The sequence below is a fragment of the Halarchaeum sp. CBA1220 genome (assembly GCF_003721175.2).
GTDB lineage: Archaea > Halobacteriota > Halobacteria > Halobacteriales > Halobacteriaceae > Halarchaeum > Halarchaeum grantii.
Genome location: NZ_CP054707.1, coordinates 846,396 through 870,931 on the forward strand (window position 1 = coordinate 846,396; position 24,536 = coordinate 870,931).

At 68.9% G+C, this 24,536-nt stretch carries 20 protein-coding genes and 1 tRNA gene; 12 read left to right on the forward strand and 9 right to left on the reverse strand.

All coding sequences use genetic code 11. The features are described 5' to 3' along the window. Positions 1–19: 19 nt before the first annotated feature. The 3 genes from EFA46_RS04585 to EFA46_RS04595 all read right to left on the reverse strand — a co-directional run bounded on the left by EFA46_RS04585 (position 20) and on the right by EFA46_RS04595 (position 3,718). Entirely contained in the window at positions 20–445 is a 426-nt protein-coding gene (locus EFA46_RS04585; RefSeq protein WP_123074421.1) for a cyclic nucleotide-binding/CBS domain-containing protein, read from the reverse strand. Between the two features lie 217 nt (positions 446–662). Further along, positions 663–869, reverse strand: a complete 207-nt coding sequence (locus EFA46_RS04590; protein WP_123074420.1) for a cold-shock protein — start codon at positions 867–869, stop codon at positions 663–665. A gap of 200 nt (positions 870–1,069) precedes the next feature. After that, complete coding sequence (locus EFA46_RS04595; protein WP_123074419.1) at positions 1,070–3,718, reverse strand: valine--tRNA ligase; 2,649 nt, start codon at positions 3,716–3,718, stop codon at positions 1,070–1,072. Positions 3,719–3,922: 204 nt separating this feature from the next. On the opposite strand from EFA46_RS04595, the gene EFA46_RS04600 reads away from it, so the two are divergent. The 4 genes from EFA46_RS04600 to EFA46_RS04615 all read left to right on the forward strand — a co-directional run bounded on the left by EFA46_RS04600 (position 3,923) and on the right by EFA46_RS04615 (position 9,025). After that, positions 3,923–5,071, forward strand: coding sequence for an ABC transporter substrate-binding protein (locus EFA46_RS04600; protein ID WP_123074418.1), 1,149 nt, complete (start codon positions 3,923–3,925; stop codon positions 5,069–5,071). A gap of 44 nt (positions 5,072–5,115) precedes the next feature. Continuing rightward, positions 5,116–6,219, forward strand: coding sequence for an iron ABC transporter permease (locus tag EFA46_RS04605; RefSeq protein WP_123074417.1), 1,104 nt, complete (start codon positions 5,116–5,118; stop codon positions 6,217–6,219). Positions 6,220–6,222: 3 nt separating this feature from the next. After that, positions 6,223–7,083 (forward strand): ABC transporter ATP-binding protein, encoded by an 861-nt coding sequence (locus EFA46_RS04610; RefSeq protein ID WP_123074416.1) that lies wholly within the window; start codon positions 6,223–6,225, stop codon positions 7,081–7,083. A gap of 70 nt (positions 7,084–7,153) precedes the next feature. After that, positions 7,154–9,025 carry an ABC transporter ATP-binding protein gene (locus EFA46_RS04615; RefSeq protein WP_123074415.1) on the forward strand — a complete coding sequence of 624 codons (1,872 nt, stop codon included), beginning with the start codon at positions 7,154–7,156 and terminating at the stop codon, positions 9,023–9,025. Here EFA46_RS04615 and EFA46_RS04620 read toward each other — a convergent pair. From EFA46_RS04620 to EFA46_RS04635, 4 genes are all read right to left on the reverse strand, one after another. Continuing rightward, positions 9,022–10,323 (reverse strand): VCBS repeat-containing protein, encoded by a 1,302-nt coding sequence (locus EFA46_RS04620; RefSeq protein ID WP_123074414.1) that lies wholly within the window; start codon positions 10,321–10,323, stop codon positions 9,022–9,024. The two genes, EFA46_RS04615 and EFA46_RS04620, sit on opposite strands and share 4 nt — an antisense overlap. 9 nt (positions 10,324–10,332) lie before the next feature. Beyond that, positions 10,333–11,313, reverse strand: coding sequence for a DUF5305 family protein (locus EFA46_RS04625; RefSeq protein ID WP_123074413.1), 981 nt, complete (start codon positions 11,311–11,313; stop codon positions 10,333–10,335). Between the two features lie 108 nt (positions 11,314–11,421). Then, entirely contained in the window at positions 11,422–12,441 is a 1,020-nt protein-coding gene (locus tag EFA46_RS04630) for a S26 family signal peptidase (protein WP_123074412.1), read from the reverse strand. Between the two features lie 51 nt (positions 12,442–12,492). After that, complete coding sequence (locus EFA46_RS04635; RefSeq protein WP_123074411.1) at positions 12,493–13,089, reverse strand: hypothetical protein; 597 nt, start codon at positions 13,087–13,089, stop codon at positions 12,493–12,495. 279 nt (positions 13,090–13,368) lie between these two features. Here EFA46_RS04635 and gnd point away from each other — a divergent pair, with 279 nt between their 5' ends. The 3 genes from gnd (at position 13,369) to EFA46_RS04650 (ending at position 15,903) form a co-directional block, all read left to right on the forward strand. After that, positions 13,369–14,265 carry a phosphogluconate dehydrogenase (NAD(+)-dependent, decarboxylating) gene (gene gnd / locus EFA46_RS04640; RefSeq protein WP_123074410.1) on the forward strand — a complete coding sequence of 299 codons (897 nt, stop codon included), beginning with the start codon at positions 13,369–13,371 and terminating at the stop codon, positions 14,263–14,265. Positions 14,266–14,414: 149 nt separating this feature from the next. Beyond that, a complete protein-coding gene (locus EFA46_RS04645) occupies positions 14,415–15,779 on the forward strand; it encodes an MATE family efflux transporter (RefSeq protein ID WP_123077261.1) in 1,365 nt (454 codons plus the stop codon). 51 nt (positions 15,780–15,830) lie between these two features. Further along, positions 15,831–15,903 (forward strand) — tRNA-Arg (locus EFA46_RS04650). Positions 15,904–15,945: 42 nt separating this feature from the next. Here EFA46_RS04650 and EFA46_RS04655 read toward each other — a convergent pair. Further along, positions 15,946–16,845: a hypothetical protein gene (locus EFA46_RS04655; protein ID WP_218182530.1), complete on the reverse strand. Its 900-nt coding sequence runs from the start codon at positions 16,843–16,845 to the stop codon at positions 15,946–15,948. Between the two features lie 275 nt (positions 16,846–17,120). Between EFA46_RS04655 and EFA46_RS04660 the strand changes: the two genes are divergently transcribed. From EFA46_RS04660 to EFA46_RS04675, 4 genes are all read left to right on the forward strand, one after another. Next, a complete protein-coding gene (locus EFA46_RS04660; protein ID WP_123074409.1) occupies positions 17,121–17,549 on the forward strand; it encodes a hypothetical protein in 429 nt (142 codons plus the stop codon). Between the two features lie 268 nt (positions 17,550–17,817). After that, positions 17,818–20,532: an alkaline phosphatase PhoX gene (locus EFA46_RS04665; protein WP_176969836.1), complete on the forward strand. Its 2,715-nt coding sequence runs from the start codon at positions 17,818–17,820 to the stop codon at positions 20,530–20,532. A gap of 31 nt (positions 20,533–20,563) precedes the next feature. After that, the gene (locus EFA46_RS04670; protein WP_123074408.1) at positions 20,564–21,256 is read left to right on the forward strand and encodes a hypothetical protein; all 693 of its coding nucleotides are present in this window, start codon (positions 20,564–20,566) and stop codon (positions 21,254–21,256) included. A 103-nt stretch (positions 21,257–21,359) separates the two neighbouring features. Then, entirely contained in the window at positions 21,360–21,830 is a 471-nt protein-coding gene (locus tag EFA46_RS04675; RefSeq protein WP_123074407.1) for a hypothetical protein, read from the forward strand. Here the strand turns inward: EFA46_RS04675 and EFA46_RS04680 are convergent. Continuing rightward, positions 21,827–22,303: a deoxyuridine 5'-triphosphate nucleotidohydrolase gene (locus EFA46_RS04680; protein WP_123074406.1), complete on the reverse strand. Its 477-nt coding sequence runs from the start codon at positions 22,301–22,303 to the stop codon at positions 21,827–21,829. The two genes, EFA46_RS04675 and EFA46_RS04680, sit on opposite strands and share 4 nt — an antisense overlap. A gap of 215 nt (positions 22,304–22,518) precedes the next feature. Between EFA46_RS04680 and EFA46_RS04685 the strand changes: the two genes are divergently transcribed. Beyond that, positions 22,519–24,507, forward strand: a complete 1,989-nt coding sequence (locus tag EFA46_RS04685) for an aconitate hydratase (protein WP_123074405.1) — start codon at positions 22,519–22,521, stop codon at positions 24,505–24,507. Positions 24,508–24,536: the final 29 nt, after the last annotated feature.

The following is a 24,536-nucleotide window of genomic DNA, read 5'->3' on the forward strand; positions in this document are numbered from 1 at the left end:
GCCGACCGCTCGTCTCCGCTCAGACCTGCGCTTCGAGTAGGTCCGCGACGTCCCCCATCTCCTCGCCGAGCAGGACGAGCACGTCGTCGAGGGAGACGACGCCCACCGGCTCGTCGTCGTCGTCGACGACCACGACGCGTCGGACCTCCTCGAGCTTCATCTTCTGGACGATCCGGAGGACGTCCATGTCCCGCCCGATGGTCACGAGCTCGGTCGTCATCAGTTCGCTCGCGGTCGTCGCGGTCGGGTCCACCTCGTTCCGCAACGACAGGGCGACCTGTCGGTCGGTGAGCGCGCCCACCGGGTCGCCCTCCTGCGTCACGACGAGGAAGCCGACGCCCTCGGCGTGCATCGTCTCCGCGACCTGATCGAGGGAGGCGGTCCCCGGGATGCTCACGACGCTCCGCGAGACGTCCGCGACGGGAAGCGACTGGCTCTGAGCCATGGTCGAAAACGGGACGCGCCGCCCACCTAAATCTCGTGGCCCGGCCGTCGGCTCCGGGGGGTCGCGACGCGTCTCTCGGCGCACGCGGTTCGGTTCACGCGTGCGTCTCGAGGGTAGTTGTGTCGGTGAAAACGCGGCACGCCCGCACAGTCGCGCTGGCGGACAGGCCGTCGTGAAAATCGAGTCTGTCGCTAACAGCGACAGGGGTGCTCCGGTATTACAGCCGGACGACGTTCGCCGCGCGAGGCCCCTTGGGGGAGGACTCGATGTCGAACTCGACCTCAGTACCTTCCGTGAGGTCCTCGCCACCGACGTCCTCCATGTGGAAGAACACGTCCTCGTCGTCGTCGAGGTCGCCGTCGTCAGTCGAAATGAAACCGTAGCCGCCCGTGTCGTTGAAGAAGTCAACCTTACCGGATGCCATTACAAACAATCAGAGGGCCGAACCACGGATAACACTTGCGAGGGTCGAGGTACCACGACCCGTCACCCCCTCGCGTCCCGCCGCTTCGCTTCCCGGGCACACGCTCGCACGCCCTCAGCGGCAGTGCGTGCGGCGTTCTGCGCGCCGACTCGAACCGGGGAGCCCCCGGATATCGACTGCGGGACGGGGCCCGTGCCGGATTAGGGGTAGACGAGGACGGTGCCGAACTCGGTCTCCACGACGGCGACCTCCGCGCCGCCCTCTGCTCTGTATTCCTCCTCGACGGTGACCCAGTCGCCGTCGAGCTCGTACTCCTCGCCGTCGACCTCGAGGGTGACGGTGTCGCCGGAGTTCTTCTGCGCTTGGATGACCTCGGGGTCGGCCTCGTCGAGGGCGCCGAGGACGACGCCGGCCTCGGAGCGGAACTCGGGGCCGATCTTCGAGTCGTCGCCCTCGACGTCGACGGGAACGAGTTCGACGTTCGGGCGGCCGTCGCGCACGCGCACCGGGGCGTTGACGGTCTCCGAGAGGTCGTAGGTGTCGACGTTCTCGACGGCGAGACCGGGGTCGAAGTAGAGTTCGACGTCGTCGAGGTCGGCGTTGAGCGGGTAGCCGTTCGCGGACTTCCACGCGCGGATCTCGCGGGTGGCTTCGGCGATGACCTCGCCGCGCTCCTCGGCGTCCTCGTCGTAGGCGTCGAGGGCGGGCCAGTCGGCGGTGTGGACGCTGCCCTCGGTGCCGGGGAGGTGGCGCCAGACCTCGTCGGCGAGGTGCGGGCTGAACGGCGCGAGCATCCGCGTGACGGCGGAGACGACGTCGTAGAGCGTCTTGCGCGCGGCGTCGCGCTCGCCGGGCCGGCCGTTGTACAGTCGGCCCTTCGCGAGCTCGACGTAGTCGTCCGCGAGGTCGTTCCACGCGAACTCCCGGAGCTCGCGGAGCGCAGCGTCGAAGCGGTAGGCCTCCATCTCGGCCTCGACGTCGCTGGCGACGCGCGTCGCCTTCGAGCGGATCCAGCTGTCCGCGTCGCGGTAGGCGGCGTCCTCGATGTCGGGCGTGTCCTCGTCGAAGTGCCCGCTCGCGAACTTGACGATGTTCCAGAGCTTCGTGAGGAACCGGCTCGCGGACTTCACCTCCTTCCACTGGAACTGGACGTCGCTACCGGGTTGGCCGCCGAGCGCGAGCGCCTGCCGGGCGGCGTCCGCGCTGTACTCCTCGACGGCTTCCTCGGGACTGACGGTGTTGCCCCGCGATTTGCTCATCTTGTTGCCGTCGGGGCCGAACACCATGCCGTTGATGAGGATGTTCTCCCACGGCTTCTCGTCGGTGAGCTCGCCGGTGCGCAGGAGCGTGTAGAACGCCCACGTGCGGATGATGTCGTGGCCCTGCGGGCGGAGGCTGACGGGCTCGAACTCCTCGAGGTCGATGTTCTCGGGCCACCCGGAGACGTGGAGGGGCGTGATGGAGGAGTCCATCCACGTGTCCATGACGTCGGTCTCGCCGGTCCACGAGTCGCTCCCGCACTCGGGGCAACTCCCCACGGACGGCGGTTCCTCGGTGGGGTCGACGGGCGTCTCCTCGCCCCCGGCGATGTGCCAGTGCCCGCAGTCGTTGCACTCCCACGCCGGGATGGGCGTCGCGAAGACGCGCTGGCGACTGATGACCCAGTCCCAGTCCATCCCCTCCGTCCACTCGACGAGGCGCTGGTGCATGTGCTCGGGGATCCACTCGACCTCCTCGGCCCGCTCGAGGATGGCGTCCTTGTCCACCTCGACGAACCACTGCTCCTTCGAGAGGATCTCGATGGGGGTGTCACAGCGCCAGCAGGCGCCCACGGACTGCTCGGTGGGTTCGGTGTCGTTGAGGTAGCCCTCGGCGTCGAGGTCCTCGGCGACGGCCTCCTTCGCCTCCTCGATGCTGAGGCCGGCGTACTCGCCCGCGTCCTCGGTGAGGTGGCCGTCCTCGGTGAAGACGGCGCGCAGGTCGAGGTCGTGCTCGGCCCACCACGTCACGTCCTGCTTGTCGCCGAACGTACAGACCATGACGGCGCCGCTCCCGAACTCCTGGTCGACGTCCTCGTCCTCGATGAGCTCGACCTCGTGGCCGAAGAGCGGCACCTCGAAGGTGTCGTCCTCGCGGCCGTCGTAGCGCTCGTCGTCGGGGTGGACGGCCATCGCGACGCAGGCCGCCATGAGTTCGGGGCGCGTGGTCGCAATCTCGATGTCGTCGTTGTCGACGCCGGGGAAGGTGACGTAGTGGAGGGTCCCCTCGCGCTCGATGGGTTCGACTTCGGCGTCGGCGATGGCGGTGCCACAGCGCGGACACCAGTTGACGGGGTGCTCGTCCCGATAGACGAGGTCGTCGTTCGCCATCTCGACGAAGGACTCCTGGGTCTTCCCCCAGTACTCGGGGTCCATCGTGCGGAACTCGGCGTCCCAGTCCTGGCTGAAGCCGAGTTCGCGCATCGTCTCCTTCATCGAGTCGATCTGGTGGCGGGTGTGCTCGACGCACATCTCGCGGAACTCGTCGCGCGGGACGTCCGTGCGCTGGATGCCCTCGTTCTCCTCGACCTTCACTTCGGTGGGGAGGCCGTGGCAGTCCCAGCCCTGCGGGAAGAGGACGTCGTCGCCCTGGAGGCGGTGGAAGCGCGCCGCGAAGTCCATGTACGACCAGTTGAGCGCGTGGCCGATGTGGAGTTCGCCGGTCGGGTAGGGGGGCGGCGTGTCGACGACGTAGGCGGTGTCGGGGTCGTTGGCGTCGCCGTCGAAGCGGTAGGTCTCCTCGTCCAGCCAGCGCTGCTGGAGTCGCGGCTCTAACTCCTCGGGGTCGTAGTCGTCGGGCACCTGGGTCATGTCTCTGAAGTCGTCGCTGTCGGGGTAGCATCTCGACGCGCGCCAGAAACGGGTCGGCACTCACCGACGTACTACGGCGACAGCGACGCGCATACACCGACGGACGAAAGCGCTCCGTAAAAAGGTTCCCGTCCCGGTCTCGACTGGATTTAGGACGGCCGAAAAATCGGAGGCTTTTTGGTGTTTAGGCAGGCCTAAACCGATATGGACCGCCGAACCTTCATCGGGACCGTCGGCACGGGCGCCGCCGGACTCCTCGCAGGCTGTGGTGGCACGGGCGACACCACGACGAGCACGACCGGTAGCACGACCGAGCAGACCACGACGCAGACGACCACCGAGGGCGACGCCTCCTACACGGTGTCGATGGCGCCGATGGGCGACGTCACCTTCGACTCCGCTCCGACCTCGTGGGTCGCGAACAACGGGAGCTACGCCGACATGGGCCTCGCGCTCGGCCTCGAGGAACCGAAGGCGCTCTGGCTCACGAGCCGCTGGCACACCCAGTACTACGACGCCATCGACGGCGTCTCCGCCGACAAGAGCGACATGCTCTCGCTCTATCAGGACGGCGTCTCGAAGGAGCGCTACTACGCGCTCGCCGAGGGCGAGGAGAACCACGTCCACGTGCAGGACCCGAACTTCCTCATGAACCGCTTCAAGGGGTGGAGCGAGTCCGACGTCGAGGAAGTCACGGAGAACCTCGGGCCGTTCTTCGGGAACTCCATCTTCTCGCGCGGCTACGCGTGGCACGAGGACTACCAGTACTACACGCTCTACGAGGCCTTCGAGAAGGTCGCACAGCTCTTCCAGCGCACCGAGCGCTACGAGGCGTTCGCGAGCCTCCACGAGGAGTTCCAGTCCGGCCTCGACTTCGTCCCCACGTCGGACGCCGAGCGCCCGCAGGTCGCCGTCCTCTGGGCGTCCGGCAACGAGCCGACGTCCTTCCTCCCCTACCTCGTCAACGAGGGGACGAGCTTCAAGCAGTGGCGCGACATGAACGTTCGGGACGCGCTCGCGGAGACGAGCGTGAAGGACTTCCACTCCTCGCGCGGGAGCATCGACTACGAGACCCTCCTCAAGATCGACCCCGAGTACCTCCTCCTGCGCGGCCACGAGGCCCAGACCGCCGAGGAGTTCGAGAACACCGTCGTCTCCTTCATGGAGGACCACGAGACGGGCAGCGAACTCACCGCCGTCCAGAACGGGAACGTCTACCGTGGCGGCCCGCTCTATCAGGGCCCGATCAGCAACCTCGTGCTCACCGAGCGCGCCGCCTCCCAGCTCTACGGCGTCGACGAGCAGCTCTTCGACCGCCAGCGCGTCGCCGACATCGCGAACGGCGACCTGTAACGCAACCGCAACGGATTTAGGCATCCCTAAACGAAATAGGGGTGATGGACGTATCGTTGCGGTCGGCGACGAACCACACACGATTCGACTCCCGCGACCGACGGTTGGCATCGCTCGTCGTCGGGAGCCTCGTCGTCTCCGTCGTCGCCACGTTCGTCCAGGTGTCCCAGGGGTCGTATCCGACGTCGCTCGGCGTGACCTTCGACGTCCTCACCGACCCCCACATCCTCTTCAACACGGACGTCTGGCTCTCGATTCTCACCGGCAGCGACCTGCCCGAGTTCCTGAACCGGGACGCCCTCATCATCTGGAGTCTGCGGATGCCCCGCGTCTTCGTCGCCGCGCTCGTCGGCATGAACCTCGCCGTCTCCGGTGCCGTCTTCCAGGCCGTCACGCGCAACGAACTCGCCAGCCCCTACATCCTCGGCGTCAGCGGCGGCGCGGGCCTCGCCGTCCTCATCACGCTCGTCTTCTTCGCGAGCGCGACGTTCGTCCTGCCGTTCGCCGCCGCGCTCGGCGGCGCGCTCGCGTTCAGCCTCGTCTACCTCATCGCGTGGCAGGGCGGCACCTCCCCGGTGCGGCTCGTCCTCGCGGGCGTCGTCGTCGCCACCGTCTTCCAGTCCCTCCAGACGGGGCTGTTCTACTTCCTCGACAGCACGGCCGCCGTGAAGACCGCAATCGCGTGGACGACCGGGTCGCTCACGGGCGTCGGGTGGGCACAGTTCCGCCTCGCCATCCTCCCCACCCTCGTCGTCATTCCCCTCCTCCTCCTCGCTTCCCGGCACCTCAACGTCCTCCTCCTCGGCGAGGAGACCGCGAAGTCGCTCGGGATGCCCGTCGAGTACGTCCGCTTCGGGCTCTCGTCGCTCGCCATCCTCGCCGCCGCGACCGCCGTCGCCGTCGCCGGCCTCGTCGGGTTCGTCGGCCTCGTCGTCCCGCACGCCGTCCGCACCGTCGTCGGAAGCGACTACCGGCGCCTCGTCGTCGGGTCGGTCTTCCTCGGGCCCGCGCTCGTCCTCGCCGCCGACGTCATCGCGCGCCTCGCGCTCATGCCCATCCAGGTGCCGGTCGGCATCGTCACCGGCCTCATCGGCGGCCCCTACTTCCTCTACCTCATGCGACGCCACGGCGACTTCAGTGAGTTCTGAGCCATGTCCCAGACACACCACACCCCCGAATCGGACGGCCGCACCGAGACCGAACGCGACGCCACGACGGAGACCGAATCCGACGCGAAGCTCCACGGCACCGACCTCGAGATCGGCTATCCCGGCCTCGAGGAACCCGTCGTCGACTGCGACACCCTCGTCATTCCCGAGGGCGAGGTGACGGCGCTCGTCGGCCCGAACGGGAGCGGGAAGAGCACGCTCCTGAAGGCGCTCGCCCGGCACCTCGAGGCCGACGCCGGCGACATCCTCCTCGACGGGACGCAGATCGCGGAGTTCGGCTCGAAGGAGTTCGCGCGCGAACTCGGGATGCTCTCCCAGCACGGCTCGACGCCCGGCGACCTCACCGTCGAGGAGCTCGTCCACCACGGCCGCTACCCGCACAAGGGCTTCCTCGAGGGGAAGACCGAGGAGGACGAGGTGGCCGTCGATCACGCCATCGACCTCGCGGGCATCGAGCACCTCCGCTCGACGGAGGTCGGGAGCCTCAGCGGCGGTCAGCGCCAACTCGTCCGCATCGCGATGGCGCTCGCCCAGGAGACGGACACCCTCCTCCTCGACGAACCCACGACGTACCTCGACCTCCGCCACCAACTGCAGGTGATGGAGGTCATCCGGACGCTCAACGAGGAGCGCGGCGTCACCGTCTGCATCGTCCTCCACGACCTCACGCAGGCCGCGCGCTTCGCGGACTACCTCGTCGCGCTCCGCGACGGCGACATCTACGACTGGGGGCGCCCCGAGGACGTCGTGACGGAGGAACTGCTCGCGGAGGTGTTCGGCGTCGACGCCGCCGTCGAGTACGGCGCCGAACCCGTCATCACGCCGAAGCGCGCGCTCGACTGACGGGCGCGAACCCCCCAGAGTCGTCCGGTTCCGTCGCTTACTATATACCGTAGAGCGTCCCGCCGGTATCGTGTCCACAGAAGAGGACAGCGTCTTCGACGAATACCGCGAATCGGTGGACAGGCCGCTCTATCGACTGTTCACCGCGTACGGACGGGGCGTCTGGGAGTGGTTCGCGCTCGGCATGGTCGCGAACGTCTTCGCGCGAGTCGCCAGCCTCCTCCCGCCGCTCGTACTCGGCGTCGCCCTCGACAGCGTCTTCACGGGCGACGCGCCGTTCGTTCTCCCGCTCGTGCCGGCGGCGTGGCTCCCGACGACCGACGCCGCGCAGTTCCGCTTCGCCGCCATCGTCATCACGGCCGCGTTCGCCACGACGGCGCTCTTCACGTGGGTGTACGGCGTCGCCGCGAACACCTTCGCCCACCGCGTCATGCACGAGGTCCGCACCGACTCCTTCGCGAAGATGCAGAACCTCGACATGGCGTTCTTCGACGACAAGCAGACCGGCGAAGTGATGAGCATCCTGAACAACGACGCGAACAACCTCGAGATCTTCCTCGACAACGCCCTCCAGAACTCGGCGCGCCTCGTCGTGATGACGGCGGGCATCCTCGGCGTGATGGCGTGGCTGAACTGGCAGCTCGCGCTCGTCATGCTCGTCGCCGTCCCCCTGCTGTTCGCGCTCACGTTCTGGTTCATGCGCGCCGTCGCGCCGCGCTACGCCCGCGAGCGCGCGAACGTCGGCCACCTCAACACGCGCCTCGAGAACTCGCTCGCCGGCGTCGAACTCGTCAAGACCACGGGGAGCGAGGAGTACGAGGTCGGGCGCGTCCGGCAGGCCTCCTACAACCTCTACGACGCGACGATGGCGGTCCTCCGGCTGAACTTCGTCTACCGGCCCGGGATGGAGTTCGTCGCCGGCCTCGCGTTCGCCGCGACGTTCGCCATCGGCGGCCTCTGGCTCTTCTCCGGCCCGCCGCTCTTCTTCTCGGGGACGCTCTCGGCGGGGACGTTCGTGACGTTCATCCTCTACACCCAGCGCATCGTCAGCCCGCTCGCGGAGGTCTCGAACATCGTCGACCAGTACGAGAACGCGAAGGCCTCGAGCGAGCGCGTCTTCGGCCTCATGGACATCCCCGTCCACATCAGCGACGACGAGGACGCCGTCGAACTCGACGACGTCGAGGGCCGCGTCGCCTACGACGACGTGACGTTCGCCTACGACGACGAACCCATCCTCGAGTCGTTCGACTTCGAGGCCGACCCGGGCGACACCGTCGCGCTCGTCGGGCCGACGGGCGCGGGGAAGTCCACCGTCGTCAAACTCCTTCTCAGGCTCTACGACCCCGACGAGGGCGCGGTCCGCCTCGACGGCCACGACCTCCGCGACGTCACCGTGAACAGCCTCCGCGATGCGGTGGGCTACGTCGGGCAGGACACCTTCCTCTTCGACGGCACCATCGCGGACAACATCCGCTACGGCCACTTCGACGCGAGCGACGAGGCCGTCAGGGAGGCCGCGAAGGCCGCCGAAGCCCACGAGTTCATCGAGGCGTTCCCCGAGGGCTACGACACCCGGACGGGCGAGCGCGGGGTGAAGCTCTCGGGCGGCCAGCGCCAGCGCATCAGCATCGCGCGCACCGTCCTCCAGGACCCGCCCGTGCTCGTCCTCGACGAAGCCACGTCGGCCGTCGACACGGAGACCGAACTCGCCATCCAGCACAGCCTCGACGAGTTGAGCGAGGACCGAACCACCATCAGCATCGCCCACCGGCTCTCGACGGTGACGGACGCCGACCTCATCCTCGTCGTCGAGGACGGCCGCATCGAGGAGCGCGGCACGCACGAGGAACTCGTCGCACGCGACGGTCTCTACGCCGCGCTCTGGGACGCCCAGACCGGCGACACCGACCCGCTCGAAGAGGAGCTACTGGACGACTAGGCGATGCCGGTCGCCCGGTCCACGGTGACCGCGCTCCCGTTCACCGTCACGGTGTGCGTCGTCGGGTCGCTCGCCACGTCGTCCACGTAGCGGAGGTGGTCCTCCGAATTCCCGACGTAGAGCACCTCCGGCGTCCCGTCGCCGTCCCAGTCGAGCGTCGCGACGCCGGTCTTCGCGGCGCCACTGGCGATTTTCGTCTCCGTCACCGAGCCGTCGGCGTCGATTGCCGCGATCTGGACGTTGTTCGACCCGTCGACGAGCGGGACGCGGCGCTCGCCGTCGCCGTCGAAGTCGGCGGGTGAACCGACCGCGTTCGTCGTCGCCGCGCCCGCGCTCGACTTCACCGTCGACCCGTCCGGGAAGGCGATCCGTATCTGCTGGCTCCCGCCCACGAACAGCAGTTCGCTCGCACCGTCCGCGTCGACGTCCGCGCGGCCGACGACGGCCTTCGCCTTCGTCACGACGGCGCGTTCGGGCGCCCCGTCGGGCGCGACCCGGTAGACGTCCTTCGAACTCGCCTGCGGGTAGTGGAGGGCGGTGTCGCTCCCGTTCCACGCGCCCGCCCAGAGCCGACTCGGCGTCCCGTAGAGCGTCCCGTTCAGCGCCCGCCCGCCGTCGCCGTCCGTGAGCGCGAGCGTCGAACCGTCCGGCGAGTAGGGAATATCGTTCGCGCCGTCGCCGTCGAAGTCGACGCTCGCGGGCCCGATGACTGCCGGCTGGACGCCGTAGGTCTCCGGCGTGGCGTTCGGCCCGGCGAGCGTCGCGAGGACGCCGTTCGCGTTCGCGTAGACGAGCGGGCTGGTGGCGTCGCCGCCACAACTGCCGGTCACGTCGACGACGCGGTCCGCGTCGAATTCGAAGGAGCCGCTCGTCGCGCCCACGGCGACGTGGAGGGGGGCGGCGTCGCAGTCCACCGAGGCGTCGACGCGAACTGATTCGCCGGCCGCGAGCGCGGCCGTCACGCTGTCGCCGCGCTCACCGGCCATCGAGAGCGTCGCGTCGCCCCCGCTCCCGTCGGCGAGCGCCACCGTCACGGCCAGTCGCTCGCCGAAGCGGTTCGTCACGTTCAGCACCTGACTCGACTCCCCGGCCGACGCGCTCGCCGCCGGGTCGAGGCCGACCGTCGCGTTCGCGTCCCCGACCACCGCGACGTCCGACGGCCGGTCGACGCTCGCGACACCGAACGAGGCGACGGGCCCGACGGTCGCGGCCGCGAGGACGCCGACGACGACGGCGAGCAGGACGACGGTCCCGGCGCGTCCGCCGCCGCCTCGACGCCGTCGCGGTGCTCCTCGCATCTCCGGGAATTAGGTCGAGGGCGCGGATAGGTCCGTTGGCTCCACCGGTGGCGTGTACGTGTACGTCGCGACGTCGTCGATGACGTAGTACGTCCCCGTCGCGGCGTCGTGGACGACCCGCCTGTCCGTGTCGATGGCGACGTCCACGAGGTCGACGAGCGAGTCCATTCGAACCCGCCGCTCGCCCACGTCGTCGGGCGCCGTCCCCTCCGAGATCCACTCACGGTAGGCGTACGCGACGAGTGCCAACCGATACGGCTCCGGGTCGGCGTCCCGATAGCGGCGACAGTAGAGCGCGCCGAGAGCGACGCCGACGAGCAGGACGACGGAACCGCCGCCGGCGAGCGACCCCGCTACCAGCGCGTCGGGGTCGTTCGCGACCGTCCGCGTCGACGTCTCGCCCTCCGTCACCGCGAACGACGGCGTCGCCACGTCGAACCACGCGCCGCCGCGCTCGATACCCACTGTTTCGTTGCGCGTCCCCTCCGTCTCGGGCGTCCGGTACGTCAGGCTGACGACGACGCGCTCGTTCACGGAGCCGGCGTCGCCGACGCGCTCTTTCAGTGCGTCCGTCCGCTCCGCGAGCGCGCCGACGTCGAGGGCCGTGCTCGTTCGGAGCGTGCCGTTCGCCGACGACGCCGTGGCGAGGACGCTCTCGTTCCGATAGAAGACCGCCCCGTTCCGCGATGCGGTTCGGACGACGACGATTCGCTGCGTGAGCGAGAGGGCGTCCCCGCTCGTTTGCGGCGTCGCCACCGCGCTGAACGCGAAGTCGGACGTCGACGACCGGAAGTAGACGGGCCGGTCCCGGACGCGCGTTCCGCCGGGGTAGACGGCGTCCTCGCCCTCGATGGTCGCGCTCGTGTGCGTCGTCACCTCGACGTCGAGGGTCGTCGTCCGCTCGCTGACCTGCGTCGACCCCGGATGTGTGTACACCCAGCCCCCGGCGGCGATGCCGAGCACGCCGACGAGGAGGCAGAGCGCGACCACGGCCCGCCCTCGGCTGGCGAGCAGGTGCGCTAGCTGGAGTCGAGCGCGGCGAAGCAGAGACACTGTCACGCGATACGACGGGGGCTTTCTTAGGTTCCGTGGCCCCGCTCAGCGCTCGCGCCACAGGCCGAACGCGCGGACCTCGCTCGAGCGCAGCGGGGCGTCCGGGCCGAGAAGCAGGCGTGCGACCGCGTAGAACGACCCGATGACGACGCCGTTCGTCGCGGCGGCGGCGAGCAGCGGGTGGACGCCGGCGAGCCACGCGATGACGCCAGCCGGGAGGACGGCGGGGTAGCGTCGCACCGACACCTCGACGCGATGCGTCCCCGTCTGACCCGGCGGCGGGACGCGCACCCGATAGGTGTCCCCGCTCGCGTTTCGCGTCCGCTCGACGATTCGCGCGCCGCGCGCGTTCCCCACCCGCGTCGTGACCGCACTGCCCGACCCCGAGCCGAACGTGACGTTCACCGTGTGCGCCGTCCCCGCCTCGATGACCGGCGCGGGCGCCTGTGCGGCCGGGTCCTCCTGCACGGAGAACACCATCTGCGTCGTCGTCGCGCCGAGCGTCGTCGCCGTCGTCAGCGCGACGAACACCGCGACGGCCGTCAGCGCGAGCATCCGGTGTGCCGAGACCGGGCGCTCGCTCCCGCCGCGACGCGCGCCGCCGCCTTCGTCGAGTCGCCGCGCGAGCAGGGAGCCGGCGACGCCGAGGAGGACGAGGAGCATCGTGTTCTGCCGCACGAACTGGACGACGCGGCCGAGGTGCGGGACGACCACGGGCCGTCCGCCCGCGGTCAGCACCTGCCCGTGTATCTGCGAGCGCTCGACGTGCGGATAGCCCGCGTCCTGATCGGTGACGTCGTTGTTGTCGCCCTTCGTCACGAACCCCTGTGGCGTCTCGCGGACGACCCGGTGGGCGGTGTAGCCGCTCCCGCCCGGTCCGCCCTCGAAGAGGACGATTTCGCCCGGCTCGACGTCGCCCGCCGGCACCACGAGGAGCCCGCCGTTCACCGGAACCGTCGGCTCCATGCTGTCCGAGTAGACGTACGTCGCGCTCACCGGCGCGCTCGCCGGCGCCGCGATCAGCGCCGCGGCGACGAGTAACAGGACGACGAGGGCGCGGCGCACGAAGGCAGAAACGAGACGGAGTTACTTAGCTGGCGGTGCGTGAGTGCGGCGTTAGGCCGCCGGGCTCGCGCTGACCGTGATGGTGCCGTTGTACGTCGTACTGTCGGTGACGCCCGCGCCCTCGGTGTCGACGACGAGGTCCACGTAGACGACGTCGTCAGCGGGGACGCCGGAGAAGGTGACCGTGTTGTCGCTGTCCTCCTCGCTCAGCGTCTTCGTGATCGCCGAACTACTGCCGGACTCGTAGCGGGCGAGCTTGAACTGTACGTTCTCGACGCTGTTGTTGTCGGACCCGTCGTAGGAGATGTCGAAGTCCTGTGCGCTGTTCGCGTTGTTGACGATGGTGAACGCGGACGCCCCGGCGTTGTTCGCGGGGTCGTTCGCGACGCCGTCACCGAACGTCACCGTCGCGTTGTTGTTGAAGCCCTCGGCGGCCATCGCGTCGAAGTCGATCTGGAGCGACCCGCTCGCCTCCTGGTCGATGACGTCGCCGGACGTGTTGTCGGTCAACCCGATGAGCGCGTCGTCGTCGGAGACGACGTTCATCGACGCGTCGTTCGAGACCGTCGCGCTCGTGAAGGCGCTCGCACCGAACGCCGTCGCGACGAGCGTCAGCGCAACGCCGACCGCCAGCATCTCTTTTCGCATACACGTACCCGAGTCGCTTCGGCGCCTAAAGGACAATGGCCGAAACCCCCGTTATTAGGACTTCTGGCCTCTCTACCGTTGGTTGGACTTCTAACACCGCTCGGAATCTGTCGCAGTGTCGATGCGTCTCCGCTCTCGGTGTCTCCGTCCGGTCCACGCTGTGCTCTCGGTGTGGTACTTACTGAATTGACACGCGCCTTCGGCATGGACAGCCACCGTGTTTTTACGACACCTCGCGGAACCGCAACCCCTACGGTGGCGCTCGCTGATTCCCCGCGTATGGAACTCGGCGTCATCGGCCTCGGCCGCATGGGGCGCATCGTGGTGGACAGGGTCCTCGACGCGGGCCACGACGTGGTCGCGTTCGACATCGACGAGGACGCCGTCGCGGACGCGGCGGACGCGGGCGCGACGCCCGCGAACAGCATCGAGGCCGTCGCCGACCAGCTCGGCGCGGAGAAACGCATCTGGCTGATGGTGCCGGCGGGCGACCCCGTCGACGCCGCGCTCGAGGAGCTCGAACCCCACCTCGACGCGGACGACGTCGTCGTCGACGGCGGAAACAGCCACTTCGAGGACTCGACGCGCCGCGCCGAGGCCACGGCGGCCGCCTACCTCGACTGCGGGACGTCGGGCGGCCCGGCCGGCGCGGAACTCGGCTTCTCGCTGATGGTCGGCGGCCCGCAGTGGGCGTACGACGAACTCGTCCCGGTCTTCGACGCCGTCGCGACCGGCCCGCAGGGCCACGACCGAATGGGGCCCGCCGGCAGCGGCCACTACGTGAAGATGGTGCACAACGGCGTCGAGTACGCGCTCATGCAGACGTACGGCGAGGGCTTCGAACTCCTCCACGAGGGCCGCTACGACCTCGACCTCGAAGCCGTCGCGCGCACGTGGAACAACGGCGCGGTCATCCGCTCGTGGCTCCTCGAACTCTGCGAGGAGGCGTTCCGCGAGGAGGGAACGGACCTCGGCGACGTCGCGGACCACGTCGCCGGCGGCTCCACGGGCACGTGGACGGTACAGGAGTCCCTCGAGCAGGAGGTCGCGATTCCGCTCATCTACGAGGCGCTCGGCGAGCGCTTCGACTCCCGGCGCGACGCGAAGTTCTCGCGGCGCCTCGCGAACCGGCTCCGCTACGGCTTCGGGCGGCACGACGTCGCTCGACGCGAGTGACACGAGCCCTCGCGCCGAGAACCGGCAAACTGCGGCGGATTGCCGCTTAACTCCGAACCGGGAGCTTGAAACCGGGACGAATCGCCGTTCTAGTAGTGACTGAATCGGGACACGAGAGTAGCATCACCGAGGGCGGCCTCGTCCGTCCGATGGTCCGCTTGGCGTGGCCCATCGTCGTCATCCAGCTGCTGCAGGTGGCGTACAACCTCGCGGACACGTTCTGGCTGGGGCGATACTCCGGGAACGCGCTCGCCGCCATCTCGCTCGCGTTCCCGCTCATCCTCTTCCTCATCTCGGTGAGCGGCGGGTTCACGACGGCGGGGAGCATCCTCGTCGCGCAGTACACGGGCGCGGACAGCGAGGGGTCCGCCGGGAAAGTCGCGGGCCAGACGCTCTCGTTCGTCGCGGTCATCGCCGTCGTCCTCGCGATTCTCGGGTTCCTCCTCTCGGACCCGCTGCTGTCGCTCCTGCCCGCCGACCCGGAGACGGCGGCCGTCGTCATCCCGCTCGCCACCGAGTACATGCGGTGGTTCTTCCTCGGCGTCCCCGCGCTCTTCGGGTTCTTCGTCTTCTCCGCGCTGATGCGCGGGTACGGGAACACGCACGTCCCGATGCGCGTCATGCTGGTGAGCGTCGCCATCAACGTCGTCCTCGACCCGCTGCTCATCTTCGGCTACGGGCCGATCCCCGAACTCGGGATTCGCGGCGCCGTCGTCGCCACCGTCTTCGCGCGCTTCGTCGCCGCGCTCATCGGCCTCTACGTCCTCTTCTACACGGACGCCGGCCCGGACGTCTCGCTCCCGGACCTCCGGCCGGACCTCGGCCTCGTGAAGAAGATCGTCCGCCTCGGCGTCCCGAGCGCCGCCGAGCAGTCGACGTCGTCGCTCGCGATGATTACGCTCACCGCGATGGTGGCGTCGTTCCCGCCGGCGGTCGTCGGCGCGTACGGCCTCGGGAACCGGCTCATCTCCCTCGTCTTCCTGCCCGCGATGGGCCTCGGGCGCGCGACGAACACCATGGTTGGGCAGAACCTCGGCGCCGGGAAGTCCGAGCGCGCCGAGCGCGCCGTCCGCCTCGCCGTCGGTGCGGGCGCGGGCGTCATGCTCTGCGTCGCCGTCGTCGCCTACCTCTTCCCGGGCCCCATCGTCTCCGTCTTCCTCGGCTCGAACGTCGAGAACGCCGCCGACATCGCCGCGTACGGCACCGAGTACGTCCGCATCCGCACCGTCGAGTTCGCGTTCATCGGCGTCCTCCAGGTCCTCCTCGGCGCCTTCCGGGGCTCCGGGAACACGACGACGAGCATGGTCTTCTCGATGGTCGCGCTCTGGATCGGTCGCGTCCCCACCGTCTACGTCCTCGCGTTCGTCGTCGGCCTCGGCGCGCAGGGTATCTGGTTCGGGATGGCGCTCGGGAACATCGTCGGCGCTATCGCCGCCGCCGCGTGGTTCCTTCGCGGCACGTGGAAGGACGCCGTCATCGACGAGACGCCGTCGCCCGGCGCGCCCGACCCCTGAGCGAGACCGCTTCACAACGGTTAAACGCACCCTCGCACTACACGATGGTGTGGGCGCGTAGCTCAGTGGACAGAGCACTTGGTTCCGGACCAAGATGCCGAGGGTTCAAATCCCTTCGCGCCCGTTTTCGTCCCGCTTCGTTTCTGGGAGAGGCTAATCCGGAGCCTCAGCCGTCGCGCTCGTCGAAGTCGGCGAGCACGGCGGCGTAGCCACCGTCACCGAGGTCGCGGACGGTGTACGTCGTGGGGTAGTGTCCGGCCTGCGGGTAGATCTCGGGTTGCGAGATGGGTTCGCTGTGGGCGCCGTCGAGGTGGTTCTCGAGGTAGTCCACCGTAATCATCGGCTCGAGGAAGTTGAGCTCGTAGGCGTCGTCGCCGTCGACGGCGGCAGCGCCCCAGATGAGCGTATCGAGCCACTCCGCACCGTCGAACTCGGGGGCGTCGGTCGGCGCGAGGTGTGCGCCCATCGCGGGGATGACGGCGCCGCCCTCGATCAGCTCGTATCCCTCGGGCGTCACGTCGCTGGGGAGGTCCTCGATGACGCCGGGCCCGATCTGCCGGACGGTCTCCGGAGTGTTGAAGTGGAAGTGGATGTCGAAGTGGGGCTTGTCGTAGACGTCCTCAGGCGTGTGGCCCTGTGGGTTCCATCCGAGGGCGGCGTACTCGAACGGCTGGGGCGCGCTACTCGGGAAGTCGAGGCTGAACGGTTTCGACCAGAACCCGTGGACTTTCCGCCCCGTCGCCTCGCCGCTCTCGAACGCCTCCGCGTACGGCAACTCGTGGAGCGCGCCCTCGCTGAAGTGGACGCCGAGGTACTTCGGCTCGCCCGACGGTGTCACCGAGGCGAACGTGCTGATCTCGCCGTCGCCGATGGCGTAGGCGTCACCCCATTCGGTGATACCCGCCGGCGGGAACCCCCGTCGCTTGCCGCTCGGTGGCCCGCGCCCGCGACCGTGCCCCTTCGCGGCGGCGCTCCCCGTGAGTGCGAGCGCGCCGAGCGTCGCGCTCCCGAGGCCCGCGAGGTATGTTCGTCGACTCGCTCCCATCTCGTCTCCGGTTTCTCGCATGACAGATCGTCAATTTCCAGTCCGCTGGCTTGAAACTCACTCATGGTGACGTGTCTAAAAGCGATAGTATGAATCATAAGACGTGAAAAAACAGTCACACACCGAAAAGAAACGACTGGTGCGTACTCACGACGGGGCGCTCCCCGCCTCGTAGCCCTCACGTGGCCGGTAGAGGGACGCCGAGTGCTATATAGCGAAATTATAAACGCACTATACGCGCCTCGAGAGGGGTGTCCGTACGTCGGCCACGTCGCGGGTCGGCGGCGAACGCCACCATGTCGAAATCAGACCACGGACAACGCGGGTCGGAGGAGTCGATTCACCGAGAGTACATCCTCGGCGTGCGCATCGTCGAGTGTGGGGCGGGCGCGGACGCCGACGGGTCGCAGTATCGCTTCGAGGCGCCCGAGCATCAGGGCCGGACGTTCGCGGACCCGGAGACGGCCGAGCTGTACGCGGACGTCTACTTCTGCACGAACGGCTTCGAGGAGGCGGCGACCGGGGAGCGCGGCGTCCCGCTGGAGGTCATCGGCGCCGGGCGGGCGGTGCTGGCCGCGTACCTCCTGACGCAGTACGACGACGACGTCGAGTGGGTCGCCTCCTTCTTCGGCCGGAAGCCCTACCGCGTCCACGACTACGTCGAGTGGGTCGAGGACCGCGCGGCCGACATCCGCGAGGGCGCCGAGGCCGAAGGCGTCGCCTGAGCACGCCACCCATTTTCCCTTCTCTGGCCGGTCGCTGACTCCTCAGCCACCGGTCTCGCCGTCGCGCCGGCCGATACGCACATACCGCCGCGACCCGAAGTCCCGCGACACGCACCCGATAGCGCTATCGGACCCGCCGGGAATCGTGTCTCGGACACTATACGTCTATGTACGTGACTGATACCCAATTTCCCGACTGCACGCACCCGTTCTCGACAATACTGATATTATAAGAAGCTATCACCTTTTGCCCGAAGTCTCCGGCTGCATGGTCGATATCAGCCGTCGACAACTGATGGCGAGTTCAGTCGCCGCCGCGCTCGGTGCGAGCGTGGCCGGCAGTGGGATCGCGAGCGCGGACGTCGAGGAGTCGGACACGCCGGGCGCGCCGAGCGTCAAGGGGTCGCTCAAGCGCTTCTCGAACACGGCGTTCGGCGCGGAGGTCACGGGCCCGTTCGTCTTCGACGACGGGACGCTCCTCTACAGCCTCCAGCATCCGAGTACGAACAACGTCGCGCCCTACGACCGCGCGGGCATCGGCTACGTGAAGGGCTTCTCCTTCGCGATGAACGGGAGCAACGACGACTTCGAGGAGCTCTCCGCCCCCGAGACGCAGGACGAACAGCACTCCGTGCGGACCGCCGACGGCGACTACGTCATGCTCGCCCGACAGGAGGAACCGATCAACGGCGCGAGCGAGCAGCTCGGCGTCCCGGAGACGCCGGACGGCGAGCCAATCGACAAGTTCCCGGGGACGCGCTACTCGGAGGCGGGCTACACGCCGGACTGCAACCAGTTCATCGCGTCGAACGAGGAGGGGACGGAGGGCCACCTCTTCACGAACTTCGAGTCCACGCCGGGGAACGTCTCGCGCATCCCGCTCAGCAAGAACGCGGCGACCGGCGAGTGGGAGGCCGACCTCGAGAACGCCATCAACATGGCGAACACGGAGGAACTGCGCGACCTCGGTGGCACGATGATCAACTGCTACGGCGACCGCACGCCGTGGGACACGATGGTCTCCTCCGAGGAGAACTACGCCCACCCGCGCGTCTCCTACAAGGCGACGGTGGGCGACATCGTCGAGGCCGGCACCGGGAAGGGACTCGTCGGCGGCTGTCAGTTCTGGAACCGGCCGAACCCGACGGGCATCCAGAGCGCGGTCGACGAGTACTACGGCGACGAGTCGTGGTCCGTACAGGGCTACTGGGCGCTCGCGGGCGTCGAACTCCTCGCCTACCAGCTCGGTGCGTTCCCGCGTGACGCGACCGGCGTCGACACCTCGACGGCGGACGCGTACGCGGACACCGAGGTCGTGGAGGGCGCGAAGAACACGGGCACGCCCATCACGGACGAGGCGTACCCGAACCCGTACCGCTACGGCTACCACGTCGACTACCGCGAGCCGCACGCCGAGACGCCCCAGCCCATCAAGTACTACGTCCTCGGGCGGGCGGCGTGGGAGTCGCCGAACTTCCAGAACGACCTGCGGACGGTCTACGGCGCGTCCGACGGCGACAGCAAGGGCATCTACAAGTTCGTCGCGGACGAGGAGATTCCGAGCTACGACGACCCGATGGACGTCGCGGGCACGCTCTACGCGCCGAAGGTCACGAACGACGCCGCGAGCGCCGCCGACTCCGGCACGCGCGCGTCCCCGGCGGACGTCGCCCTCGACATCGAGTGGATTCCGCTCGGGCACGCCTCGAACGCGGAGATCGAGTCGTGGATCGCCGAGTACGACGACATCACGCAGGCGGACTACCTCGAGACGCACGCGGAGACCGACTGGACGGAGGACCGCGCGACCGCCATCGAGGAGGCCGACAAGGCGGTCATCGAGAACGGCAACCAGAACTACATCACGAACGAGGAGATCGTCGAGTGGGCGCTCCAGTACGAGGAGCGCGGCCACGACGGCGTCGACGAGGACCTGCGCCGCGTCCCGTTCCTCGAGACGCGCGCCGCCGCGAAGGAGATCGGCGCGTCCATCGAGTTCAACAAGGCCGAGGGCATCGACAGCGTCGACGACGCCGGCCCCGGCGACTACGTCTACTTCGGTATCTCCGAGTTCAACGACGACATGGCGGACGACACGGGCGACCTCCAGATGGACCGCGTCGACGGCGGCGTCGTCTACCGCGCGGAACTCGACGCCCACCACGACGTCTCGACACTCGAACCCGTCGTCGTCGGGCCGGACTTCACGGACGGCCCGCAGGCCGCGAACGACGCCGTTCGGAACATCGACAACGTCTACGCGATGGACGACGGCCGCGTCCTCTGCTGTGAGGACGGCTTCGCGGAGTCCCGGCGCTCCTACCCGAACGACTGCCTCTGGGTCTACCAGCCGAACCCGACGGTCGCGGTCGGCTCCGCAGCTGTCGGACAGGGCGAGTCGGTCACCGTCGAGGTGCGCGCGAAGCACATCCCGGACGGCCTCTCCGGCGGGACGTTCTCCGTGAGCGTCTCGGACACCGACGTCGCCGAGATAACGAGCGCGAGCTACCCGGACGCGGTCGGCCTCAGCCAGGCGCCGTCCATCGCCGAGGACGGCTCGACGGCCGCCTTCGAGTTCGCGGACGTGAACGAGGCGATGCAGGCCGACGACGTCGAGTTCACGCTCGCGACGGTCACGCTCTCCGGCGTCGGCGGCGGCGCGGCCGACCTCGACGTGAGCGCCGCCCTCGACGACGACGAGGGGCAGAACGTCGCCGTCGAGACCCGCTCGGGCGTCACGGTCACCGGGCCCGCCAGCGTCGCCGGCAGCGGCTCGGTGCCGTCCGACCCGGACGGCGACGGCCGCTACGAGGACGTCAACGGCAACGGCCGCGTCGACTACGACGACGTCGTCCTCCTCTTCGACCGCATGGAGTCGAAGAGCGTGGCGTCGAACGCGCGCAGCTTCGACTTCAACGAGAACGACCGCCTCGACTACGCCGACATCGTCCACCTCTACGAGGAGGCCGGCGTCGAGCAGTGAGCACCTAGTCACACACCACCCACCCACGCAGATGTCCTCGTCAGACCTCGACCCCGTCCGCGTCGCACTCGTCGGCGCGTTCGTCGTCGCGCTCCTCGCCGCCGCGCTCGTCGGGCCGTCCGGCGCCGCGTCGTCGAGCGGCGCGGCCGCCGACGCGTCCGCCACACCGACCGTCCGGGTCGCGAACGCCGAGCTCGCGGCGAACGGCACGGCGACGGCCGACGTCGTCCTCACCGAAGCGCCGGAGGGCCTCGCGGGGTTCGCGCTCGACGTTCGCGTCGCGGGTGACGCCGCCCGCATCTCGAACGCGAGCTACCCCGACACGTTCGGGTTGACGACCGACCCCGCCATCGGTGACGACGGTCGGCGCGTGACCGTCGAGGCCGCGGACCTGCGTGAGCGCGTCCAGCCCGGCGCGTCCGACGTCGTCCTCGCCACCGTCGAACTCTCGGGCGTCGCGCCCGGCGCGGCGAACCTCTCCGTCGAGCCCCGCCAGTTCGACGCGGACGGCGGGGCGGCCGTCGAACCCGCCACCGACGCGGGCACCGTGACGGTGCGCGACCCCGAGGCGGACGGCGGCTCGTCCGCGAGCACCGCCGACGCGCGGGCGAGCGCACCGGCGGACACCTCGGTCCCGCTCCTCACGCCCGCAGTCGGCGGCGCGCTGGTCGCCGGGTCCGTCGCGCTCCTCGCCGTGTTCGCGCTCGTCCGCCGCCGCGTCTGAGCGCCGCCCGGGTCGCCGGCGCGGCGGCCGAACCCGCCCGCGACGCCCGCCTCTACCTGTCGAACATCCATACATTTATTGTCGAGTGATAGGTTGGGGGCGTATGGACACGGGCCGGAGCGTGCTCGTCGTCGGCACGACCGACGACGCGCTCTCGTCGCTCGCGGCGGACGCCGGCGACGCGCCCGCCGTCGCCGCCCTCGCCGACACGACGCCACAGGCGCTCCTTGAGCGGTGGGAGTCCTCGGGTGTCGCGTCACCGTCCCGCATCGTCACGCTCGGTGCCGACGCCCCGACCGACTGCGCCGTTCCCGTCGAGTCGGCGTCCGGGCCCGCCGACCTCGCCGCCGCGCTCCGAGCGGGGCTCGAGGACCGCGCCGAAGCCGCCGTGTACGTCGACGCCGTCGACGCCTTCGCGGACGCCCTCGGCCCCGAGCGGACGTTCCGCCTCCTGCACGTCCTCACCCGTGGGCACACGTACGCGGGCGGGAGCGCGTACGCCCGAGCGCCGCCCGACGCGGACCCGGCGCTCGTCGATATCCTCGTTCCCCTCTTCGACGCCGTCGAGCGCTAGCCGAGGCGTTCGCCCTGATAGCTCCCGTCGTAGGCGTCCTCGTGCTCGGCCTCCGCGAGGACGAACTGCGCGAAGCGCGCCCCCACCTCGATTTCGATGGGGCGGCCGACCTCCAGTAACCCCTCGCCCTTCCCCTCGTAGCCGGCGTCCCAGACGGCCGTGTGGAGCATACAGGAGTTGCGCATCAGGCTCGAACGCGGGTAGACGAAGCCGACGTGGCCCTCCGGGACGCGGACGGTCTCGGCGTACTGCGCGACGTAGTACCCCGGGTCGAGCGCGTAGCACTCGCGCCCGTCGCGTTCGACCGTCTCGACGGCGTCGCGCTCGCCGACGGTCTTCCCGTCGGTCGTGATGCGCCCCGGTTCGGTCTGCGCCTCGACGCTCCCGAGGGTGAGGTCGACGCCGTTCGGCTGTACCTGCTCGTCGGTGACGTCGCCGAGGGCGTCGGCGACGAACGCGCCACTCTCGAACATATCGACTCCTGTCGGTGGCTACTTCAACCGTCTGTCGATTCGGCGCCGAACGTTCTTTCACGAAATACCACGAAGAAGCCATCTCGGGCCCGCACGCGGCGGCTCCGGACCCCCGTCCACGCGCGAATTAAGGGAATAGAAGCCATATTAGGACGTTCTACGGTATGCATAAACACGCGGGATTTATAATCATCGCATACCGACTTTCGTCCGCTATGGGACAAACGCTGACGGAGAAAATCCTCGACGACCACCTCGTTGAGGGAGAACTCGAAACCGGCGAGGAAATCGGGATCGAGATCGACCAGGTCCTCACGCAGGACACCACGGGGACGATGGTCTGGCTGCAGTTCGAGGCGCTCGAGCTCGACGAAGTGCAGACGGAGCTCGCCGCGCAGTACTGCGACCACCAGACCTACCAGTTCGACTTCAAGAACACGGACGACCACCGCTTCCTCCGCTCCGCGGCGGGAACGTATGGGGCGTACTTCTCCCGGCCCGGGAACGGCATCTGCCACCAGGTCCACAAGGAGAACTTCGCCGCGCCCGGCAAGACCCTCCTCGGGTCCGACAGCCACACGCCGACGCCCGGCGGCCTCGGCGAGCTCGCCATCGGCGCGGGTGGCCTCGACATCGCCGTCGCGATGGGCGGCGGCCCCTACTACGTCGAAGTGCCGGAGATCGTCAACGTCCAGCTCGAGGGCGAGCTCCCCGAGTGGGCGACCGCGAAGGACATCGCCTTGGAGATGCTCCGCCGCCTCTCCGTGAAGGGCGGCGTCGGCAAGATCTTCGAGTACACGGGCGAGGGCGCGGAGTCCCTCACCATCCCCGAGCGCACCACCATCACGAACCTCGGCACCGAGCTCGGCGCCACGTCCTCCATCTTCGAGACGGACGAGAAGACCAAGGACTGGCTCTCCCGCATCGGTCGCGAGGACGAGTACGTCGAGCTGCAGGCCGACGAGGACGCCGAGTACGCGGACACGGTCACCATCGACCTCTCCGACCTCGAGCCGCTCATCGCGACGCCCTCCATGCCCGACAACGTCGTCCCGGTCCGCGAGGTCGAGGGCGTCGACGTCGAGCAGGTCATGGTCGGCTCCTGTACGAACGGCGCCTACGAGGACATCCTCCCGGCCGCGAAGATGGTCGAGGACCGCGAGGTCGCCAAGCACACCGAGATGATCGTCGCGCCCGGCTCCAAGCAGGCTTCCGAGATGCTCGCCCGCGAGGGCTGGACGGCCGAGATGATGGCCGCCGGCGTCAACTTCTCCGAGGCGACCTGTGGTGCCTGTATCGGCATCGGTCACGTGCCCGCCTCCGACTCCGTCAGCCTCCGGACGTTCAACCGCAACTTCGAGGGTCGCTCCGGTATCGAGGACGACTCCGTCTACCTCTGCTCCCCGGAGGTCGCGGCCGCCGCCGCGATCAAGGGCGAAATCGTCGACCCGCGCGACCTCGCCGACGAGCTCGGCGACCTCGAGGCGCCCGGCCTCACGATGGGTAACTCCTACAGCCCCGGCATGGGGCAGGACGACCCCGACATCATCGCGCCCGAGGAAGCCATCGACGACGAGCTCATCAAGGGCCCGAACATCGGCGACGTCCCGCTGAAGGACCCGCTCGACGCCCACCTCGAAGGTGAAGCCCTCCTGAAGATGGAGGACAACATCACCACCGACCACATCATCCCGGCGACGTCGGACATCCTGAAGTTCCGCTCCAACGTCCCGAAGCTCTCCGAGTTCACGCTCTCGCGCGTCGACGACACGTTCGCCGAGCGCGCGAAGCAGTCCGACGGCGGCTTCCTCGTCGCCGGCGAGAACTACGGTCAGGGCTCCTCGCGTGAGCACGCCGCGCTCTGCCCGATGTACCTCGGTATCGAGGGCGTCCTCGCGCAGTCCTTCGCCCGCATCCACAAGGCGAACCTGTTCAACTTCGGCCTCCTCCCGCTCACCATCGACGAGGAGACCTACGCGAAGATCGAGCAGGGCGACGACATCGAGATCGTCGACGACGTCGAGGAAGCCGTCAAGTCCGGCCAGGAGGAGTTCACGGTCCGCGTGAACGACGACTGGGAGACCACGGGCTACCTCGACGCCTCCGAGCGCGAGCGTCGTATCCTCGCCGCCGGTGGCAAGCTCTCGCTCACGAAGCAGCAGTACGGTGAGGGCGACTCCGGCGCGACGCCCGCCGACGACTAACGCTCCACTCTCCTCTCGTTTTTCTCGTG

Coding starts and splice junctions, on each gene's coding strand:
- EFA46_RS04675 (WP_123074407.1), top strand. CDS start 21,360: ATGGACACGGGCCGGAGCGTGCTCGTCGTCGGCACGACCGACGACGCG.
- EFA46_RS04680 (WP_123074406.1), bottom strand. CDS start 22,303: ATGTTCGAGAGTGGCGCGTTCGTCGCCGACGCCCTCGGCGACGTCACC.
- EFA46_RS04600 (WP_123074418.1), top strand. CDS start 3,923: ATGGACCGCCGAACCTTCATCGGGACCGTCGGCACGGGCGCCGCCGGA.
- EFA46_RS04635 (WP_123074411.1), bottom strand. CDS start 13,089: ATGCGAAAAGAGATGCTGGCGGTCGGCGTTGCGCTGACGCTCGTCGCG.
- EFA46_RS04665 (WP_176969836.1), top strand. CDS start 17,818: ATGGTCGATATCAGCCGTCGACAACTGATGGCGAGTTCAGTCGCCGCC.
- EFA46_RS04610 (WP_123074416.1), top strand. CDS start 6,223: ATGTCCCAGACACACCACACCCCCGAATCGGACGGCCGCACCGAGACC.
- EFA46_RS04660 (WP_123074409.1), top strand. CDS start 17,121: ATGTCGAAATCAGACCACGGACAACGCGGGTCGGAGGAGTCGATTCAC.
- EFA46_RS04620 (WP_123074414.1), bottom strand. CDS start 10,323: ATGCGAGGAGCACCGCGACGGCGTCGAGGCGGCGGCGGACGCGCCGGG.
- EFA46_RS04605 (WP_123074417.1), top strand. CDS start 5,116: ATGGACGTATCGTTGCGGTCGGCGACGAACCACACACGATTCGACTCC.
- gnd (WP_123074410.1), top strand. CDS start 13,369: ATGGAACTCGGCGTCATCGGCCTCGGCCGCATGGGGCGCATCGTGGTG.
- EFA46_RS04645 (WP_123077261.1), top strand. CDS start 14,415: ATGGTCCGCTTGGCGTGGCCCATCGTCGTCATCCAGCTGCTGCAGGTG.
- EFA46_RS04595 (WP_123074419.1), bottom strand. CDS start 3,718: ATGACCCAGGTGCCCGACGACTACGACCCCGAGGAGTTAGAGCCGCGA.
- EFA46_RS04670 (WP_123074408.1), top strand. CDS start 20,564: ATGTCCTCGTCAGACCTCGACCCCGTCCGCGTCGCACTCGTCGGCGCG.
- EFA46_RS04590 (WP_123074420.1), bottom strand. CDS start 869: ATGGCATCCGGTAAGGTTGACTTCTTCAACGACACGGGCGGCTACGGT.
- EFA46_RS04685 (WP_123074405.1), top strand. CDS start 22,519: ATGGGACAAACGCTGACGGAGAAAATCCTCGACGACCACCTCGTTGAG.
- EFA46_RS04655 (WP_218182530.1), bottom strand. CDS start 16,845: ATGCGAGAAACCGGAGACGAGATGGGAGCGAGTCGACGAACATACCTC.
- EFA46_RS04585 (WP_123074421.1), bottom strand. CDS start 445: ATGGCTCAGAGCCAGTCGCTTCCCGTCGCGGACGTCTCGCGGAGCGTC.